The 17,092-nt window shown below is 49.3% G+C and carries 17 protein-coding genes and 1 riboswitch; of the genes, 6 read left to right on the forward strand and 11 right to left on the reverse strand.

All coding sequences use genetic code 11. The features are described 5' to 3' along the window. The first annotated feature begins 26 nt into the window (after positions 1–26). Positions 27–380 carry a histidine kinase gene (locus I0P70_RS05890; RefSeq protein ID WP_196115455.1) on the forward strand — a complete coding sequence of 118 codons (354 nt, stop codon included), beginning with the start codon at positions 27–29 and terminating at the stop codon, positions 378–380. 59 nt (positions 381–439) lie between these two features. Here I0P70_RS05890 and I0P70_RS05895 read toward each other — a convergent pair whose 3' ends face one another. Next, positions 440–2,173 (reverse strand): phospho-sugar mutase, encoded by a 1,734-nt coding sequence (locus I0P70_RS05895; RefSeq protein ID WP_196115457.1) that lies wholly within the window; start codon positions 2,171–2,173, stop codon positions 440–442. Positions 2,174–2,768: 595 nt separating this feature from the next. After that, positions 2,769–3,863 (reverse strand): 4-hydroxyphenylpyruvate dioxygenase, encoded by a 1,095-nt coding sequence (gene hppD, locus I0P70_RS05900; protein ID WP_196115459.1) that lies wholly within the window; start codon positions 3,861–3,863, stop codon positions 2,769–2,771. Positions 3,864–4,013: 150 nt separating this feature from the next. Between hppD and I0P70_RS05905 the strand changes: the two genes are divergently transcribed. From I0P70_RS05905 to I0P70_RS05915, 3 genes are all read left to right on the forward strand, one after another. Then, positions 4,014–4,412 (forward strand): hypothetical protein, encoded by a 399-nt coding sequence (locus I0P70_RS05905; RefSeq protein ID WP_007657881.1) that lies wholly within the window; start codon positions 4,014–4,016, stop codon positions 4,410–4,412. A gap of 309 nt (positions 4,413–4,721) precedes the next feature. Continuing rightward, positions 4,722–6,044, forward strand: coding sequence for a S41 family peptidase (locus I0P70_RS05910; RefSeq protein WP_196115461.1), 1,323 nt, complete (start codon positions 4,722–4,724; stop codon positions 6,042–6,044). Between the two features lie 129 nt (positions 6,045–6,173). Further along, positions 6,174–7,016: a sulfurtransferase gene (locus I0P70_RS05915; protein WP_196115464.1), complete on the forward strand. Its 843-nt coding sequence runs from the start codon at positions 6,174–6,176 to the stop codon at positions 7,014–7,016. A 78-nt stretch (positions 7,017–7,094) separates the two neighbouring features. On the opposite strand, the gene trpS is transcribed toward I0P70_RS05915, so the two are convergent. The 4 genes from trpS to I0P70_RS05935 all read right to left on the reverse strand — a co-directional run bounded on the left by trpS (position 7,095) and on the right by I0P70_RS05935 (position 11,041). Further along, entirely contained in the window at positions 7,095–8,069 is a 975-nt protein-coding gene (trpS, locus tag I0P70_RS05920; protein WP_196115466.1) for a tryptophan--tRNA ligase, read from the reverse strand. Between the two features lie 87 nt (positions 8,070–8,156). After that, on the reverse strand, positions 8,157–8,720 hold the full coding sequence (locus I0P70_RS05925) for a copper resistance protein NlpE N-terminal domain-containing protein (RefSeq protein ID WP_196115467.1): 564 nt from the start codon (positions 8,718–8,720) through the stop codon (positions 8,157–8,159). Positions 8,721–9,125: 405 nt separating this feature from the next. After that, complete coding sequence (locus tag I0P70_RS05930) at positions 9,126–10,037, reverse strand: DMT family transporter (RefSeq protein ID WP_196115469.1); 912 nt, start codon at positions 10,035–10,037, stop codon at positions 9,126–9,128. A 212-nt stretch (positions 10,038–10,249) separates the two neighbouring features. Then, positions 10,250–11,041, reverse strand: a complete 792-nt coding sequence (locus tag I0P70_RS05935; RefSeq protein WP_196115471.1) for a queuosine precursor transporter — start codon at positions 11,039–11,041, stop codon at positions 10,250–10,252. A gap of 248 nt (positions 11,042–11,289) precedes the next feature. Between I0P70_RS05935 and I0P70_RS05940 the strand changes: the two genes are divergently transcribed. Continuing rightward, a complete protein-coding gene (locus I0P70_RS05940) occupies positions 11,290–12,090 on the forward strand; it encodes a hypothetical protein (protein ID WP_196115474.1) in 801 nt (266 codons plus the stop codon). A gap of 30 nt (positions 12,091–12,120) precedes the next feature. Next, positions 12,121–12,723: a hypothetical protein gene (locus I0P70_RS05945; RefSeq protein ID WP_196115476.1), complete on the forward strand. Its 603-nt coding sequence runs from the start codon at positions 12,121–12,123 to the stop codon at positions 12,721–12,723. Positions 12,724–12,740: 17 nt separating this feature from the next. Here I0P70_RS05945 and I0P70_RS05950 read toward each other — a convergent pair whose 3' ends face one another. The 5 genes from I0P70_RS05950 to I0P70_RS05965 all read right to left on the reverse strand — a co-directional run bounded on the left by I0P70_RS05950 (position 12,741) and on the right by I0P70_RS05965 (position 16,714). Continuing rightward, a complete protein-coding gene (locus tag I0P70_RS05950; protein ID WP_196115478.1) occupies positions 12,741–13,658 on the reverse strand; it encodes a ribonuclease Z in 918 nt (305 codons plus the stop codon). A 13-nt stretch (positions 13,659–13,671) separates the two neighbouring features. Next, positions 13,672–14,049 (reverse strand): STAS domain-containing protein, encoded by a 378-nt coding sequence (locus I0P70_RS05955; protein WP_007657896.1) that lies wholly within the window; start codon positions 14,047–14,049, stop codon positions 13,672–13,674. Between the two features lie 55 nt (positions 14,050–14,104). Beyond that, positions 14,105–15,052: a phosphoribosylaminoimidazolesuccinocarboxamide synthase gene (locus tag I0P70_RS05960; protein WP_196115480.1), complete on the reverse strand. Its 948-nt coding sequence runs from the start codon at positions 15,050–15,052 to the stop codon at positions 14,105–14,107. 177 nt (positions 15,053–15,229) lie between these two features. After that, positions 15,230–15,619, reverse strand: coding sequence for a DUF2867 domain-containing protein (locus I0P70_RS21580; RefSeq protein WP_370583183.1), 390 nt, complete (start codon positions 15,617–15,619; stop codon positions 15,230–15,232). Positions 15,620–15,634: 15 nt separating this feature from the next. After that, positions 15,635–16,714, reverse strand: a complete 1,080-nt coding sequence (locus tag I0P70_RS05965) for an NAD(P)H-binding protein (RefSeq protein WP_370583180.1) — start codon at positions 16,712–16,714, stop codon at positions 15,635–15,637. A gap of 253 nt (positions 16,715–16,967) precedes the next feature. Next, positions 16,968–17,070, forward strand: a riboswitch (SAM riboswitch). The last annotated feature ends 22 nt before the right edge of the window (positions 17,071–17,092 follow it).

Here is a 17,092-nt window from a genome sequence, read left to right on the forward strand (position 1 = left end):
AATAGTAATTGAGGGACGTTGTGTAGATGGAGGCAGCACGGCTAGATTTCCAGCAACTAAGGATAAAACATATTCTGTATAAGTCGAAGGTGCGCTCATTTCTGTACGGCGGAACCTTCGATGCAAACTTCTTTTCCAATGCAGGGCCGATAGATATTTGGTTTACTACAGTGGGTAAGATCCGGTACGCCCATGAACCCGAAATTTTACAGCTTATCCGGCTTCATCAGCAAATGAACGAGATAGCGTTGAACCTTTACAAGCTTTACAGTAAAGGACTCATTGAGCAGGCCCACGATGGGCTAAAAGAAGTGGATTTCAGGTCAGATCAGTTTATCCAGATTCTTTCAGGCTTAGATGAGAGGCTTCAAAAGGTATAGGTACAAAATAAAAGAGGCCGGCAATTTTAAACTGCCGGCCTCTTTTATATCCTAAAAGCTTATCGAAGTTTCAGGTCCACCAGAATCTGCTCTATCTTCTGGCTCAGCTGCTTATTTACAGCATCAAATTCATCTTTAGAAGCCAAAGGCTCATTCACACTGATATAGAATTTGATCTTCGGTTCGGTGCCAGACGGACGAGCAGAGATCTTGCTGCCGTCTTCGGTCAGGTACTGCAGCACATTGGAGCTCTCCAGATCTAGTCTGGACTCCTCGCCAGTCAGCAGGTTTTTTCGGGTGCTGTGCTTGAAGTCGCTTACTTCTACCACTTTGGAACCGGCAATGGTCTGTGGTGGATTGGCACGCATGTCGGCCATCATCTGCTGTATTTCCTCTGCACCACGCTGCCCTTTTTTGGTGAAGGATACCAGTTCTTCTTTGTAGAAGCCGTGCCGGGTATAGATCTCCACCATCATCTCGAACAAGCTCTGTCCTCTGTCTTTTGCCACAGCAGCCATCTCGGCGATCAGGGCGCAGGCCGAAATAGCATCTTTGTCGCGCACGAAGTCGCCGATCATGTAGCCGTAGCTTTCCTCGCCGCCTCCGATGTACGTTTCCTTGCCTTCTAACTCACGGATTTTCTCAGCGATGTACTTGAAGCCGGTCAGGGTCTCGTACATTTTCACGTTATAGCTATCGGCAATGTCCTTGATTAGATCGGTAGTTACAATGGTCTTCACAATGAATTCCTTGCCAGTTAGCTTGCCAGCTTTCTGCCAAGCCAACAGGAGGTAGTTCATCAACAAAGCACCCGTCTGGTTACCGTTCAGGAGCTCGAACTCGCCCTCCAGGTTTCTCACAGCTATACCTACACGGTCAGAGTCCGGGTCAGTGGCCATGACAAGGTCGGCATCAATTTCTTTCGCCTTGTTCAGAGCCAGGGTCATCGCTTCCTTTTCTTCCGGGTTGGGGTACACTACTGTCGGGAAGTTGCCGTCTGGCGTAGCCTGCTCCTCTACCACATGCACGTTCGTGAAGCCAAAACGCTTGAGTACCTCCGGTACCAACGTTATACCTGTACCGTGTATAGACGAGAACACGATTTTGAGGTCATGCTGGTTTTTAATAGCATCCTGTGAAATGGAAAGGTTCTGCACCTTGGCGATATAAGCCTCGTCCATTTCCTGGCCCAGCATGTGGATGTTGCCTGATTTTGCCTCCCATTTTACCTCGTCGATAGACGTGATTTTGTTCACCTCAGCGATTATGTTTTTATCGTGCGGGGCGGTTACCTGTGCACCATCGTTCCAGTATACCTTGTAGCCGTTGTATTCTTTCGGGTTGTGCGAAGCTGTTACGACTACACCACTCTGGCAACCTAGGTGACGGATGGCAAAGGATAGCTCCGGTGTAGGACGAAGCGCCTCAAACAGGTAGGCCTCGATGTCGTTGGCTGAGAAAATGTCGGCGGCAATGCGGGCGAACACATCGGAGTTGTTGCGGCAGTCGTGTGCAATGGCCACTTTCACCCGCTCACCTGGGAAGTTCTGCTTCAGGTAGTTGCAAAGGCCTTGCGTCGCCATACCCAGGGTATAGCGGTTCATGCGGTTGCTACCCGCGCCCATGATGCCGCGCAGACCGCCTGTTCCGAATTCAAGGTCTTTGTAAAAAGCATCGGCCAGTGCTTCGTGTTCGTTGCGCTCGAGCAGATTGTTTATTTCTGATTTGGTAGCGTTGTCGTAGTTGCCGCTCAGCCAAGCGTCTATTTTTTGCTGTATAGCTGGTTCAATCATAGTCTTGTTGGTGTTGTATGTATTGATGATTATGTCTTTCTTATGTCATGCATAGCGCGAGCGTCCTCGCTCGTGTCTGCTATGGTGGGGCCTCTGGCCCTGTTGCTCTAGGCATAGCTAGCTTTAGTACTGCTTGTATCAAAGCCTATAACTAGCGTAGCTTACTTTTGCAGGTATAGCAACGTGTGTTGTTTCATTGCTTCGCCTGTGCGGCGGGCACATACTTTTTTTCTTGATAAAAAAAGTATGCAAAAAAATCAAGATTCCCCAAACTCGCTGAACGCTCAAACAGTGGGTAATCATTTAGGCGCACCTGGCACCGCTACTTGTTTTATAGTTATGGTGCAAGTTACTTAGCAATGCGTGCCAGTAATATGTACTTATTTAGATTTTACTCACTCACTAAATCACTCACTCACCCACTCACTCACTCACTCACTCACTCACTCACCCACTTCCCTATACCTCCAATCGCACAAAAAATCACACCAGCCCTTCGTTTACCGCTTAACGGTTCTGAGAACTGGTGTGATTTGAATATAGCAAAATCGGAGTATCTAACACGGGTTACACCGTGCTATACTTGGCTTGCGGCTTAAAGGTTACCACGTAGCGCCTGCTCACGCTCGATGGCTTCGAACAGGGCTTTGAAGTTGCCTTTGCCAAACGATTTGGCTCCTTTGCGCTGGATGATTTCGTAGAATACAGTAGGTCTGTCTTCTACAGGTTTCGTGAAGATCTGTAGCAAATAGCCCTCATCATCGCGGTCTACGAGGATGTTCAGCTTACGCAGGTCTGCCATGTCTTCGTCGATGTGGCCGATGCGCTCGATCAGGTCTTCGTAATAGGTCTCCGGCACATACAGGAACTCCACGCCACGGCGACGCAGCTCCGCTACGGTATGCAGAATGTCGTTGGTAGCCACCGCGATGTGTTGCACGCCTGCGCCCTTGTAGAACTCTAGGTACTCATCGATCTGAGACTTCTTCTTACCTTCAGCTGGCTCGTTGATCGGGAACTTGATGTATCCATTGCCATTCGAAACCACTTTCGACATCAGGGCGGTATACTCTGTGCTGATATCCTTATCGTCGAAGGTGAGCAACAGTTTGAAGCCCATTACATCTTCGTAGAACTTCACCCACTCGTTCATGTGGCCAAGTTCCACGTTGCCTACGCAGTGGTCTACATACTTCAGACCGACCGGCTCAATGTCAAGCTGGCTCTGGCGTGGTACGTAACCCGGCATAAACACACCGTTATAGTTTTTGCGCTCCACAAAGGTATGGATGGTATCGCCATAGGTATGGATGGAGGCTACTTTCACCTCGCCGTGCTCGTCGGTGAGTGTCTTCGGCTCCATGGCGGGTTTAGCACCACGCTCCACTGTACCACGGAAGGAAGCCTCGGCATCGTCTACCCACAGGGCCAGTACTTTCACGCCGTCACCATGCTGATGCACATGTTGCGCGATATCTGAGTTTGGGTCAAGGGAAGTAGTCAGCACCAATCTGATTTTCTCCTGCTGCAGTACATACGAAGCGCGATCTCTTACGCCTGTTTCAGGACCAGCGTAAGCGATCAGTTTAAAACCAAAAGCCGTCTGGTAAAAGTGAGCAGCCTGCTTGGCGTTACCCACATAAAACTCAATATGATCTGTGCCGTTCAGCGGCAGAATATCTGTTGCCATAGGTATAGGTATGGTTTAAATCATAGATTCTGTAAAAATACAGCTTTTATGCGTTTATCAAAACCCGGGTAGTTCCGCAGTAAATTATCATTGTTAATTCTTGCAATTACTACGGCATGTTTCCAACTTTGTAAAAAACAGAATGACGCTATGAACGCAAATGCACTAAACAGTTCGCTGGTGGCCATCATCAGCAAGAAAGAAGAACTGAATGCGCTTGATTATAATGACGAGCGCTACGACGATATTGAAGAAGAACTGCACGACCTGGAAGACGATTTTAACGAAGAGTACGGCGACTACCTGGAGGATGTACTGGAGGATGTGCACGGCAAGCTACGCTCCGACGCTGACATCCTGCTGCCAACCGCCTACCTGCCTAGCTCGCTCAATGGCGATCATGTAACACCGGATGGTGAGCGTGAAGGCGTATGGGTAGAGTCAGACGAATTTCCGGGTATAGAGATGCGCCTGGTACTGACGGCCAATCCTGCCCGCTTCGTGGTACTGATCGGCGATCAGGAGCGTGAGCTCTGGAAAGCGGAGTAACCAGTACGCAACACATAAAAAAGAGGTGGTCAGGCACTAGGAACTGAACTGCTTTACCGCTTACTTAAAGCCGCCTTACGCTGTAATCTGCTAGCGTAGGGCGGCTTTTTTTGCTTTATATTCAAGGGGCTTTCAGTTAAGATGGTTTGGAAGCAACAAATGGGTATGATGTTAGTATTCAGGAATATAAAGTGATAATGTGAGGCTTTGTTACTGATAGGAGGAGTGATGTTCTGCCAAGCCCTGTAGGTCAGGAATAAAGAGGCAGACCGGCATCACGTGGTTATGGCGTCATTTAATGTGTGGCTTATGAAAAAGGGTTTCTGGACACTAATCTTATGCCTTTTGTGCCTCAGTACCGCTGCACAGCAGCTTACCATTACAGCAACTGAAAAGGATAGTGTGGTAAATCGGGTCGCGGCGCTGCTGGAGCAAAACTACGTTTTCCCGGACAAAGCAAAAGATATGGGAAATTATATCCGGTCGCAGCAACAGCGCAAGGTATACGACGGGGTGAATAACTACCAGCAATTTGCAGCGGCCCTGTCCTCAGATCTTCAAAAGGCCCACCGCGACGGGCACCTGAATCTGAAGTATAATCCTAGCCTGGTAAAAATGCTGAAAAGCTGGAAATCTGCCTCAGAGCCTGGACCGGAGGTAATGCAGGAGCACCTGCGGATAGCGGAGCGCAATAATTTTGGTTTTACAAAGGTAGAGCGCCTGCCTGGCAACATTGGCTACATCAACTTCACCCAGTTTTTCCCGGTCAGTGAGCAAGCCCGCCAAACGGTAGCGGCAGCTATGGCCTTTATCGCAAACACTGATGCGGTTATAATCGACTTGCGCCAAAACGGGGGCGGACATCCTGAAATGGTACAGCTGGTGATGAGCTACTTTTTTGATGAAAAGCCGATTCACTACAACAGCATCTACGATCGCCCGCGCAATACCACTAAAGAGTATCATACCCTGGCAGAAGTAGATGGTAAGCGAATGCCCAAAACTGATCTCTATGTACTTACCAGCAGCAGCACCTTTTCTGCGGCCGAGGAACTGACCTACAACCTGCAGTCACTTAAAAGAGCGACGATAGTAGGCGAAACAACGGCTGGTGGCGCACATCCTTTGCAGCCTTTTATTGTGAATGATCAGCTTGTACTGGACATACCTATCGCCCGATCAATCAATGCTATTACTCAAACCAATTGGGAAGGAACCGGTGTGGTGCCCGATATCAAAACGGAGGCAGACCGGGCACTGCTACAGGCGCAGGAGCTGGCGCTAAACAAACTGCTTTTGACCAGTACCGATGCACAGAACAAAGCCTCTCTGGAATGGGAACTGCAGCATGTGAAAAGTGAACTGCAGCCTGTGCAGCTAGAAAAGAAAGTTATGTCGAAGTACGCCGGCAGGTATGGCGAAAGGACTGTCAGTCTGCAGGGAAACGAGCTTTATTACCAGCAAAAAGGCAAAGCGCAGCGGAGGCTGATTCCGATCACTGATACCATATTCCGCATCGAGGGACTTCCTCACCTGCGTATCGAAATGGTAAAAGATGCGTCTGGAAATGTAAGAAAGCTGTTGGAGCTGCAGGCAGGAAGTTCCTTTAATGAGTTTGCACGCTCCAACTAATGCCCTTATCACAGGTATACTGCAGGTGATCTCCTATACCGGCAGTATTTCACGTGCAGAAGTTTCGCTCGTCTGAACTTTTAACTATCTTCCATCTGCCATCATGTTATACCTGATAAGCTCTCACATATGCAACCAATCCTGAATGCAACTGAACTATCTTCTGTACTGAAGGAAAATCAGAAACTCGTCCTGATCGACGCCCGTTCTGGGCCCAATGGTCGGGCCAAATATGAAAAGGAGCACCTGACCGGAGCCCTGCATGTAGATTTGGATAAAGACCTGGCTGATGTGAAAGCTGATGCAGCCCAGGGAGGCAGGCACCCCTTGCCGGAGCCTGATCAATTTGCCGAGCTGCTGGGCCGCTTAGGTATAGCGCCTGGCAGCCAGGTGGTGGTATATGATGATATGAGCGGAGCGAATGCCGCCTCCCGCTTTTGGTGGATGCTACGGGCTACGGGGCATGATCGGGTGCAGGTATTGGACGGCGGCTACCAGGCAGCTGTAGCAGCCGGTATACCTGTCAGCAATGCAGTGGAACGGGCTAAGCCTGTCGATCCATATCCTTTCAAAGCATGGGAACTGCCGATCATTTCTATGGAGGAAGTCGCAAAAGCTGTCAAAGATCCGGATTATCTGGTAATTGATGTGCGTGATGCAGCACGCTATCGTGGGGAGACCGAACCGATTGATCTGGTGGCAGGGCATATTCCGGGTGCTGTTAACATTCCTTTTCAAAGTAATCTGACGCAGGACGGTACCTACTTGTCGCCTGAGGCTTTGAGAGAAAAGTATAGCCAGGCAATAGGCAAGCGGGATCCGGAGCATGTGGTGGTGCACTGCGGCTCCGGCGTGACGGCCTGCCACACGGCGCTGGCCATGGACTATGCGGGATTGGGTATACCTGCGCTCTATGTAGGTTCCTGGAGCGAATGGTCACGCAACGACCGCCCGATCGGAACAGGGGCCTGATAAAGGTATAAGTATAAACAAGAAGCGGCTGCTGAAATCCATTCAGCAGCCGCTTCTTGTTTGGCAGGTATAGTGCTCTTAGTAGCCAAGCTTCTGGCGCACACGCTCCAGTACCGGCGTGGCGATGGCTTTCGCTTTTTCAGCGCCTTCCAGCAGCTTCTTGTCTATCTCGGCCAGGTTGTTCATGTAATAGTTGAAGAGCTCACGCTCCTTGGCAAACTTACGCAGGATCAACTCATACAGCGCTTGTTTGGCATGACCGTAGCCGTATCCGCCATTCAGGTAGTTGTTGCGCATCTGCAGTATCTCTTCCGGTGAGGCCAGCAGACTGTAGAGCTTAAAGGTTGTGTCCTCGTCCGGGTCCTTCGGGTCTTCCAGCGCAGTGCTATCCGTTACAATGCTCATGATCGTTTTGCGGAGCGGCTTGTCGGCCTCAAATATGTCGATGATGTTGCCATAGGACTTGCTCATCTTCTCGCCGTTGATGCCCGGAACGGTCATTACCGTCTCATCCGTCTTTGCCTCAGGCAGCACAAATGTCTCACCGTAGATGTGGTTAAATGAGCTGGCAATGTCGCGGGTGATCTCCAGATGCTGGATCTGGTCTTTGCCCACCGGTACGATGTTGGCATCATACATCAGGATGTCGGCCGCCATCAGCACCGGGTAGGTGAACAGACCGGCATTCACGTCAGAAAGTCCTCTGCGGCTTGACTTGTCCTTGAACGAGTGCGCATTGGCCAGCATCGGGAAAGGGGCGAAGCAGTTGAGGTACCAGTTCAGTTCGGTCACCATCGGTACGTCTGACTGACGGTATAGAATATGTTTATCGGTATCAAAGCCACAGGCCAGCCAGGCGGCGGCTACCGAGTAGGTATTGTGGCGCAGCACTTGCGCATCGCGAATAGTAGTAAGGGAATGCAGGTTGGCTATAAAGTAAAGCGCCTGCTCCTGAGATGCCTTCGAAAGTTCGATGGCTGGGAGGATAGCACCCAGCAGGTTGCCCAAGTGTGGACGGCCTGTGCTCTGAATGCCCGTAAGGTATCGTGCCATAGTCGGGAAAATGGTTTACAGCTGCAAAATAACGCAAATTGCTGAAAACACCCTTAGCCCGGCTACGACAATTCTATACCTGATGCTTTAAAGTTTCTTGAGAGAGTAATTTCTGGAGTTGCTGATCTCGTCCTGTGTATTGCTCAGCAGCTTCACCTCTGTGTCGCTTACCTGCAGAAAATACATGGGGTCGATGTCGCCGGAGGTAGGTATAAGCTGCAGCACTACCGCATCCGGGTTTTGCTTGTTGCCTTTGGCCAGGAACCACTTGCCGCTGCTGTTCACCACGCTTTTATCGGCTGGTTTGCCTATGTATACCTGCTTCATGGTGAAGGAGCCCTTGGAATCGCCACTCAGGGTAAGTTCAGTTTTGATACCCTGGCAGTCCTTGCAGGCGATCGTGCCCATAAAAGTGCCGCTCGGAGGAGCCAGGGCGGGAGCCGCTGACGGCGCTTCTTCTGCCGGCTTTGCAGCGGTGCCTTTTGCTGTCGAGGACTTTCCTTTTGCAGGAGCTTTCTTAGCAGTTGCTTTTTTACCCCCGCCACGGTTTTCTTCCAGCCATTCCTGATAACTTTTGCCGGACTGCGCCTGTACCTGCTGTAAGCCTAGTGTAAGAGTGAATAGGACGATAAGTGTGAGTATTGTTCTCATGCGATGTAGGATTTTCGTTCAGGGTGAATCATATCAGAAAATATACCAGTTTTTCAGAAGTACGCTTTTGAACAGGCTATTTCTGTTAAAACTGTTGTTAAACGTTAATTATTGTGCGCATTTGGGAATCACGCTTCATGCGGTGGTCCTGATATGATGTAGTAGGATGTGAGATACGGAAGTAGGAGGAGAGAGTTTTCAGCAGTTGAACCTGAGCTTATGGATTGCATCATTTTCTGGCTTTAACTGTAAGGCACCCCTATAAAAAACAAATGACCAGGCGCTTCACTTAAGAGCAGTCACCCAGCCATTCAAAAAAAAAATCAAATCAAATCTTATAGTTCAAAGTCAATTACATCATAGGCTAGTCTCGGTTTAAGTAAAAAACAAACAATCTTGTATCATTTAGGCTGTCACCAGCTTTTTAGTTTTCTTTGTTTGGTATACCCTGTTGAGGTTACTCACCGTGATGGCGAGGAGTATAAGCGCCACACCCAGCCACTGCACCGTCCACACCTCTTCCTGTAGTACGAGGTAGGACATGGCCACCGCCACTGGCAGTTCTGCTGAACTCAGGATGGCACTCAGGCCAAGGCCAGTACGCGGTATACCATAGGCGAAGAAAAGTGGCGGAATAACGGTGCCGAACACGGCCAACAGTAAGCCCCACTTCAGCAGTCCATCACCCAGCGCCCCGTTCACCAAGAACACCGGAGGGAAGACGCTCATAACTAGTATAGTCGCGCCCGTCAACAAAAGGGCACTCTTGGCGGTAGGGTGCAGGTCGTTGCCGGCCGCACCGTTGATCATCAGGAAAACAGAATAGCAGGCTGCTGCCAGTAATCCGAAGCCGATGCCAGCTAAGTCAAAATCAGGAACAGTGCCTGAGAACAGTCTGCCCGCCATGGCGGTACCTATCAGTACCAGCAGCACCATCACGATTTGAGATAGCTGTGGCATTTTGCGCTTGATTACCGCTTCCAGCAGCAGGCTCATCCAAGTGAACTGCATCAGCAGCAGGATGGCGATAGAGGCCGGCACCGCCTGCACACACTTGTAATAGAAGATGCTCACCAGGCCAGTGCTGGTACCCATGGCTACGAGCTTGAGTTTGTCCAGTGCCGAAACACCAAAACTGCGACGCCCCATCAACTGGCGCACCAGCACAATGCCCCAGAGTATGATAAAGCCAAAGAGGACCTGTGTGCCGGTGACGTCACCCAAGGTATAGCCTTCTTTGTAAGCCAGTTTTACGAATGTGGATAGTATGCCGAAGCTACACGCTCCGAGAAATACCAAAAGGATGCCTCTGATCATAGATGTCCCTTTTGAAAATAGTCAGTAAAAAAATAAGGTATAGGGGTGGGCCCTCAGACCCAAATGGCGGAAATGGGAACTGTTAGAGGTCGTGCAGGACGTACCCCGTAATGAAAATCTGTGTATGTGCTAAGTGTGCAGCCATTTTGTTTTGCAAGGCCGCAAAGATAAAGCTGTATTTATTTCAAAAGCAAATTTATTTGTAACACAGGCTACTCTTTGCTTTCCTCAGCGGCTACCTCTATCATGGTTTCGGCGGTGCGGCGACCCAGGTAACCGTCTATCAGATAGTGCGCTACATACAGTAAAGGCGTAAGGGCGACGGCGATAAAAAATTTGTAAATATAATTGATCGCAGCCACCGACATGACCAGCGAAAGGGGCCAGTTACCAAAAAGATAGAAGGCCACAAAGAGGACAACGACGCTGTCGATCAGCTGCGAAACAAGCGTGGAACCCGTCGCCCGCAGCCAGATCTTGCTGCTACCCGTGAAGCTGCGCAGCCAGTGGAACACCGTGGCGTCCAGAAACTGCGAAATAAGAAAGGCTACCACCGACCCGATGATGATACCCAGCCCTTGCCGGTAGATGGAGTTGAAAGCGAAATCAATATTGAATGGGTTTCCCGCTGCATCCTGATTATTCAGCTCCAGCCAAAAAGCAGCAGGGGGTAGCCCTGTTACAATAGTGATCACCAGGAATGCATACAAAATCAGGACCACGGTCAGGATGCTGACTTTCTTCACACCCTCTTTGCCAAAGTACTCATTGATGATATCGGTGGTCACAAACACCACAGGCCAAATGATGACGCCAGCCGTGAGGTTGAAGTCAAACTTCTCGCCCATGATTCCGATCTGGGCACCCTGCAAACCAAAGAGTGCTTCCGCCGAAAAAATCTTTACACCGATCAGTTCAGCCAACAGGGCATTGGCCAGGAAGATGCCACTCAGGACAAGGAAGAGGTTGGTGCGTTTTTTCTCAAGGGAGGGGGCTGCCGGCATAGGTCGGGTTTTCTTATCACAGCAAGTTTACAAGTTATGGGCCGCTAAATCAAATATCACTGCCCTTAGCTTTGCTGCTAACAGTGCTCCAGCTAAAACAATGAGCTACGCCTTCACCAAGTATTTTCTGCCATTCAATAAATATAATATACAGATTGCTAATATTTATAAAAATTGTTTTATTAAATATTGGATAAAAGCTAAATTTATGTTTGCTAGTTGCTTATTTCAATTAATTCCTTAGTTCTATGAAAAAGATATTTACAGGAGCTGCGCTGCTGTTGTTGTGCTTTGGGTCGGGAGAGGCCGTGGCACAGGGCGGGATGCTCAACAAGCTAAAACAAAAAGCCAACAACATCGCCGAAAAGGCATTGGACAAGACAATTGAGGACAAAACAGGTATAGGGAACGGCTCCTCTAATAATAGTAGCGCTACGGCTGGCAATTCCAGTTCCAGCAGGGCTAGAAATAAAGGAGGGGAAGGTCTTATCTCGACACCACCTGATGTGAATGCATTCCTGGGTGACGCTGACAAAGCCTTTAAAGCCGGTACGTATGGCGAAGCCCGCTACGCTGTGCAGCAGGCCATGCTGGGAGTTGAACTCCAGATCGGTCAGAAGATACTCAAGTCCCTACCGGAGTCGATCAGTGGTTTGAATAAGGATGAAAGTGTAGAGCAGGTGGCCAGCAGCGGTTGGGGATGGGCCGGCCTGACCATCATGCGCCAGTATACCGACAATAATGAGAAGGAACTGCGGGTGATGGTGGCTAATAATTCGGTGATGTTATCGGCCGTGAACATGTACCTGGCAAACGGTGGCTATACCCAGACGTCAGGAGAGCAGCAGAACTGGAAGCAAACCAAGGTGAAAGGGCACCGTGCCGTGATCGAGTATGATGATGCCAGCGGTTACAAACTGACCGTGCCGATGGGACAGTCGTCGCTGCTGGTGTATGAAGGCGTCAACTTCAAAAACGAACAGGATATGATGGCAGCGGCTAATGCGGTGGATATTGATGGCATCAAGAAAATGCTGGGCGAAAAATAAACTTCATAGAAATCTAGAATGAAACCAGATATGAAAAATATAGCAATCCTAGTCGTTTTCACCTTCCTGCCTGCCGTGGCCTTTAGCCAGGATTTCAGCAAAAGCTTAGCTGAGGCGAAAACCTCTTATGGGTCAGGTGATCTAAGCAATTCGCGCTTTGCCATGGAGCAGATGCTCCGTAGTCTGGACGCTGAAATTGGGAAGGAAATCCTAAAGATGCTGCCGGCAAAAATGGAGGACCGCAGTCCAAATGTGAAAGAAGATGACGTGACCGGCGGTGGCGCAGGCTTTGGTATGGGCTTGTTTGTGCATCGCAGTTATGGCCCTGCCAACAATCAGGTTACAGTTGACATTATCAACAATTCACCACTGATCAACTCATTGCAGGCTGTTCTGGCTCTGCCATTTATTGGCAATTCCGGCGACGGCAAACAAAAAGTGGTGAAAGTGCATGGCTATAAAGCAGTACTAAATAAAATTGAAGGTATGGAAGGAGCTCCGGCCGGTTATGAATTGCAGATTCCTTTGCAGAACACACTGCTGACCTTAAAAGCCGACAATGCAAAAGAGGATAATATTATGAAGATGGCCAACAGCCTGCCACTCGATAAAATAGCGCAAATGGCGCACTAGTCAGGTATAGCTATACCTTATTCACGCACACAGAAAATGCTTCCCTCTACTGCCAGATCGGTTTTAGGGAATACCTCCTGCGCTTCTGTGAGCAGAGGCGTCAGGTCTTTGTAACGCACCGAGAAGTGACCTAACAGCAAGTGACGTACCTGAGCGGCAACAGCCATTTCGGCGGCCTGTCGTGCAGTGCTGTGGAAGGTATAGTGCGCCCGCTCACGCATTTCGTCAGTAAAGGTAGCTTCGTGGTAAAGGAGATCCACACCCTTCAGGTAGGGGAGCAGGTCGGGCTTATACCTACTATCTGCGCAGTAGGCGTAGCTGCGGCTGCGCTTGGGCTCCAGCGTCACCACCGAATTGCGAACAAGCACATTCCCTTGTTCGTCGCGTACGTCCTCGCCCCATTTCAGTCGCACCAGTTGCGGTGGCGTCAGGAAACCGGGCAGGTTCTCTTTGATCAGCGGACGTGGCTTTGGCTTCTCGCGGAACAGGAAACCGCAGCAGGGAATGCGGTGCTCCATGGGTATGGTATGCACCGTGATCTTTTTATCTTCGTAAATTTTGCGGTAGCTGGTGGTGTCAAGCTCATGAAAAATAAGCTTGTAGCACAGGTTAGTGCCGGAGTACTTGAGCTGAAGACTTAGGATTTCGGAGAGGCCGGGAGGGCCAAAGAGGTGCAGCGGCTGTTGGCGGCCCTGCAAATGCATGGTAGAGAGAAGGCCTGCCAGACCGAAGTAGTGGTCGCCGTGCAGGTGGCTGATGTAGATATTAGAAATGCGCTGATGCTTTATCTTGTAAAGCATCAGCTGCATTTGGGTTCCTTCTCCGCAATCAATCAGATGAAGCTGATTGTCTATGGTCAGCAGTTGGGCAGTATGGTGCCGGTTTGCCGAGGGTGTGGCCGACGAACTACCGAGTATCCTGAGTTCGAAATCCACAAAATAGGTTTAACTAGTCTTCCTTGTTGGTCAGGTCCTGCTCGATCTCGTGTAGGAACACGCGGTCGATCGCCTCTTCCACCGTAGGCAGGATGTTCAGCACAGACTCTAGTTTAGAGATCGTGATCAACTTCATCACGTGGTCCTGCAGGCTGGTCAGAATCAGCAAACCGTTAGACGAGTTGCAAAGTCTGTTAGCGATCAGGATAGAGCTCAGTCCCGAAGAGTCAGTATATTTTACGTTATTGAGGTCAAGAATCAGGTTGGTGATCCCTTCAGCATTCAATTTCACGAACTCAGATTTCAAATCCGGAGCGATTGAAGTATCAAGTTTCTTCTCGTCTATCGTGATAATCGTGTAGTTTTCTTTCTTATCAATCGTGTACTTCATAGATCTACCAGTAAAGGATTTAAACGCGAATGTACCAAAATCCACGTTAATAATTCTAATTTTTGTCGTTAAAAATGTTTTCTTCTATGTGATTCTCAATGCGTGAGAGCACATTATCGTAACTTTCCTTATGAAAAGGCTGGCCCGTAAAAACCTCGTAAAGTTCGATGTATCGGTCCGAAATACTGTTCACTACTTCATCTGTCATTTCAGGTATAGCCTGGTCTTCTTTTCCCTGAAAACCATTCTCAATCAGCCATTGGCGCACAAACTCCTTTGAAAGTTGTTTTTGCGATTCGCCGTTCTGCTGGCGCTCCTGATACCCTTCCAGATAAAAGTAGCGCGAAGAGTCCGGTGTGTGGATCTCGTCGATCAGGTATACCTCGCCGTTGTAGCTGCCGAACTCATACTTGGTGTCTACCAGTATCAGTCCACGCTTTGCGGCCAGTTCCGAACCTCTCGCGAAGAGTGCCCGGGTATAAGCTTCTAATTTAATATATTCTTGCTCAGATACAATGCCTTTTGCCAGAATTTCTTCTCGCGAAATATCCTCATCGTGTCCTTCGTCGGCCTTGGTCGTTGGGGTGATGATCGGCTCGGGCAGTTTGTCGTTTTCACGCAAGCCCTCCGGCAACGCTACACCGCAAACACTGCGTTTGCCGGCCTTGTACTCGCGCCAGGCATGACCAGCCAGATAGCCCCTGATCACCATCTCCACTTTATAGGGTTCGCAACGGTACCCGATCGTCACGTTCGGGTCTGGTGTCGAAAGCACCCAATTCGGAACAAGGTCTGAAGTAGCTTTAAGGTTTATGCTCGCTATTTGGTTCAATACCTGGCCTTTATAAGGAATGGCCCGTGGCAACACCACGTCAAACGCTGAGATCCGGTCGGTGGCTACTACCGCCAAACGGTCCTCGAAATAATAAACATCGCGCACCTTGCCTCTATAAAAACCGGTTTGCCCGGCGAAGGAGAAGTTAGTTTCTTTTATGGCCTCCATTAGGTCTGTTAGGTTAGAGAAAGGCAAAGTTAAAATATTTTTGTCGGTGCGGGTTAATAGCTACAGGTATAAATGTAAAATGCCTTTTGCAGAAGGGAAAATCATCTGGGTTTAGACATTGCTATATACTCTTAAGTATAGCTATAGTTTTATATTATGAAATCTATTGTTTGTACATTATTGAGAATGTTGCGGAGGGGGCAAGGATTTCTCTATTAACGGCTCACGGTAATGAATGATGTTGTGCGCCATTCCTTTAAAAATGACAAAATGGAAAGGGAGCATTGCATACCAATATAGTCTACCTGCTAAACCATCTGGCCGGAATGCAGCTAGCTGCTCAAGGTAATTCCCGTCAGCCTCCCGGCATATTCTGAACTGCAGCCAGGCCTCGCCGGGGAGCTTCATTTCGGCGTACAGTAACATGCGTTCAGCCCTGCGGTCAACTGCCAGTACACGCCAAAAATCAATGGAATCACCAGCTTTTACATCGATAGGGTGTCTGCGTCCGCGCTGAAGGCCAACCCCACCCACCATTTTGTCGAGTAGACCACGAATCTCCCACAGGAAGTCTGTTTTGTACTAGCCGCGCTCACCGCCGATGCGCAGGATGTTATCCATTACCTCATCAGGGGCTCTGTCGAAGCGCATGCGCTGGCGGTCGGTGAGTACCCCATGCTCTGGAATTTGTACAAAATCCATGAAATTGAGTTGGATGGTGCCGCTCACTAGTGCATCCTTCCAACTCGACACCACCATGTTCTGCTCCATCTTGGTAAAAGCCAGATTCAGAGCACTCTCGTAGCTCAGGCACTTATGCGGTATAAGTCGTTGTATGCTGCTGTCTTTCACCACGGCATCGTTGCGCAGACTCTCCACCAGACTGCGGGCTAGTGCGTAATTGGTGCTCGTGACAAAGTATAGCCAGTAGGAGGAGAGCTTGGGTGTGAGTACAGGCAAGGTATAGATGCGGCGTTTCAGGTTGCGTACCTTGGCCAGCTGCAGCAGCATTTGCTTGTAAGTGAGCACGTCAGGGCCGCCAATCTCAAAGCGTTTGCTGTAGCAGTCTTCCCTGCCCAGCACAGCAGTCAAGTAAAACATGACATCGCGTATAGCGATGGGTTGGCAGCAGGAGTTGAGCCAGCGAGGCGTCACCATCACGGGCAGCTTTTCCACCAGGTCGCGGATGATCTCGAAAGAAGCGCTGCCTGACCCGATGATGATGGCCGCCCGCAGTACTGTAAGCGATGGTTTTCCCTGCGCGAGCACATCCTCTACCTGCCGACGTGAAGACAAATGCCGCGACAAGTGCGCATCGTTGGCAATGCCGCTGAGGTAAATCAACTGCCTGGCACTGGTGCTGTTAAGATACTGGACAAAATTTGTAGCCGATGCTTTTTCTGCTTCTTCAAAGTCTGCCGAGCCGGAACCCATGGAGTGCACCAGATAATAAGCCGCGTCTATGTCTCTTGGCAAGTCCTGTAAACTTTCCGGTTGAAGCAGATCCCCTTTTGCCACCTGTACTTTTTCCTTAAGGCTGTCTGCTACCTCGAAGCGGCGTGGATCCCGAACAAGGCATACCACTTCGTGCTGCGCTTCTATGAGCACAGGAAGAAGTCGTTTGCCAATGTAGCCGTTTGCGCCGGTCAGGAGTATTTTCATTTAGTTTTAGGACGTCTATACCTGCACAACAGGGACGCCCTGTTAATGTTATGCGAGTGAGATTATGTTTTTTCAAAGATAATGAATCTGCAGGTAAAATAGGGTTCTGTTATAAGGTGTATAAAGTCTTGATTTGCAGGCTTGTGAAATTGATTTTTAGATGAATCTGAAATATTGTGAAATAAAAATTTGGATTATTTGAAATGCTGCTCTAGCTTTGCATCATCAAGTCTGATATCCCTTTGTGGGTATCGATTTATAAAGAAGCGTGGAGAGACAGGCTCTATGAAGCGCTAGCAACCAGCCTCAGGCAAGGTGCTAATTCCTGATTCCGGATGTTCGGAAGCATATAAATTGATAACGTTATGGAAAAGGGAA

Origin of the sequence: Pontibacter sp. FD36, from assembly GCF_015686655.1 — a bacterium.
Taxonomy (GTDB): domain Bacteria; phylum Bacteroidota; class Bacteroidia; order Cytophagales; family Hymenobacteraceae; genus Pontibacter.

What these genes read in the sequence shown, in the direction of transcription:
- I0P70_RS05890 (WP_196115455.1), top strand. Translation starts at nt 27, where the DNA reads ATGGAGGCAGCACGGCTAGATTTCCAGCAACTAAGGATAAAACATATT.
- I0P70_RS05895 (WP_196115457.1), bottom strand. Translation starts at nt 2,173, where the DNA reads ATGATTGAACCAGCTATACAGCAAAAAATAGACGCTTGGCTGAGCGGC.
- hppD (WP_196115459.1), bottom strand. Translation starts at nt 3,863, where the DNA reads ATGGCAACAGATATTCTGCCGCTGAACGGCACAGATCATATTGAGTTT.
- I0P70_RS05905 (WP_007657881.1), top strand. Translation starts at nt 4,014, where the DNA reads ATGAACGCAAATGCACTAAACAGTTCGCTGGTGGCCATCATCAGCAAG.
- I0P70_RS05910 (WP_196115461.1), top strand. Translation starts at nt 4,722, where the DNA reads ATGAAAAAGGGTTTCTGGACACTAATCTTATGCCTTTTGTGCCTCAGT.
- I0P70_RS05915 (WP_196115464.1), top strand. Translation starts at nt 6,174, where the DNA reads ATGCAACCAATCCTGAATGCAACTGAACTATCTTCTGTACTGAAGGAA.
- trpS (WP_196115466.1), bottom strand. Translation starts at nt 8,069, where the DNA reads ATGGCACGATACCTTACGGGCATTCAGAGCACAGGCCGTCCACACTTG.
- I0P70_RS05925 (WP_196115467.1), bottom strand. Translation starts at nt 8,720, where the DNA reads ATGAGAACAATACTCACACTTATCGTCCTATTCACTCTTACACTAGGC.
- I0P70_RS05930 (WP_196115469.1), bottom strand. Translation starts at nt 10,037, where the DNA reads ATGATCAGAGGCATCCTTTTGGTATTTCTCGGAGCGTGTAGCTTCGGC.
- I0P70_RS05935 (WP_196115471.1), bottom strand. Translation starts at nt 11,041, where the DNA reads ATGCCGGCAGCCCCCTCCCTTGAGAAAAAACGCACCAACCTCTTCCTT.
- I0P70_RS05940 (WP_196115474.1), top strand. Translation starts at nt 11,290, where the DNA reads ATGAAAAAGATATTTACAGGAGCTGCGCTGCTGTTGTTGTGCTTTGGG.
- I0P70_RS05945 (WP_196115476.1), top strand. Translation starts at nt 12,121, where the DNA reads ATGAAAAATATAGCAATCCTAGTCGTTTTCACCTTCCTGCCTGCCGTG.
- I0P70_RS05955 (WP_007657896.1), bottom strand. Translation starts at nt 14,049, where the DNA reads ATGAAGTACACGATTGATAAGAAAGAAAACTACACGATTATCACGATA.
- I0P70_RS05960 (WP_196115480.1), bottom strand. Translation starts at nt 15,052, where the DNA reads ATGGAGGCCATAAAAGAAACTAACTTCTCCTTCGCCGGGCAAACCGGT.
- I0P70_RS05965 (WP_370583180.1), bottom strand. Translation starts at nt 16,714, where the DNA reads ATGAAAATACTCCTGACCGGCGCAAACGGCTACATTGGCAAACGACTT.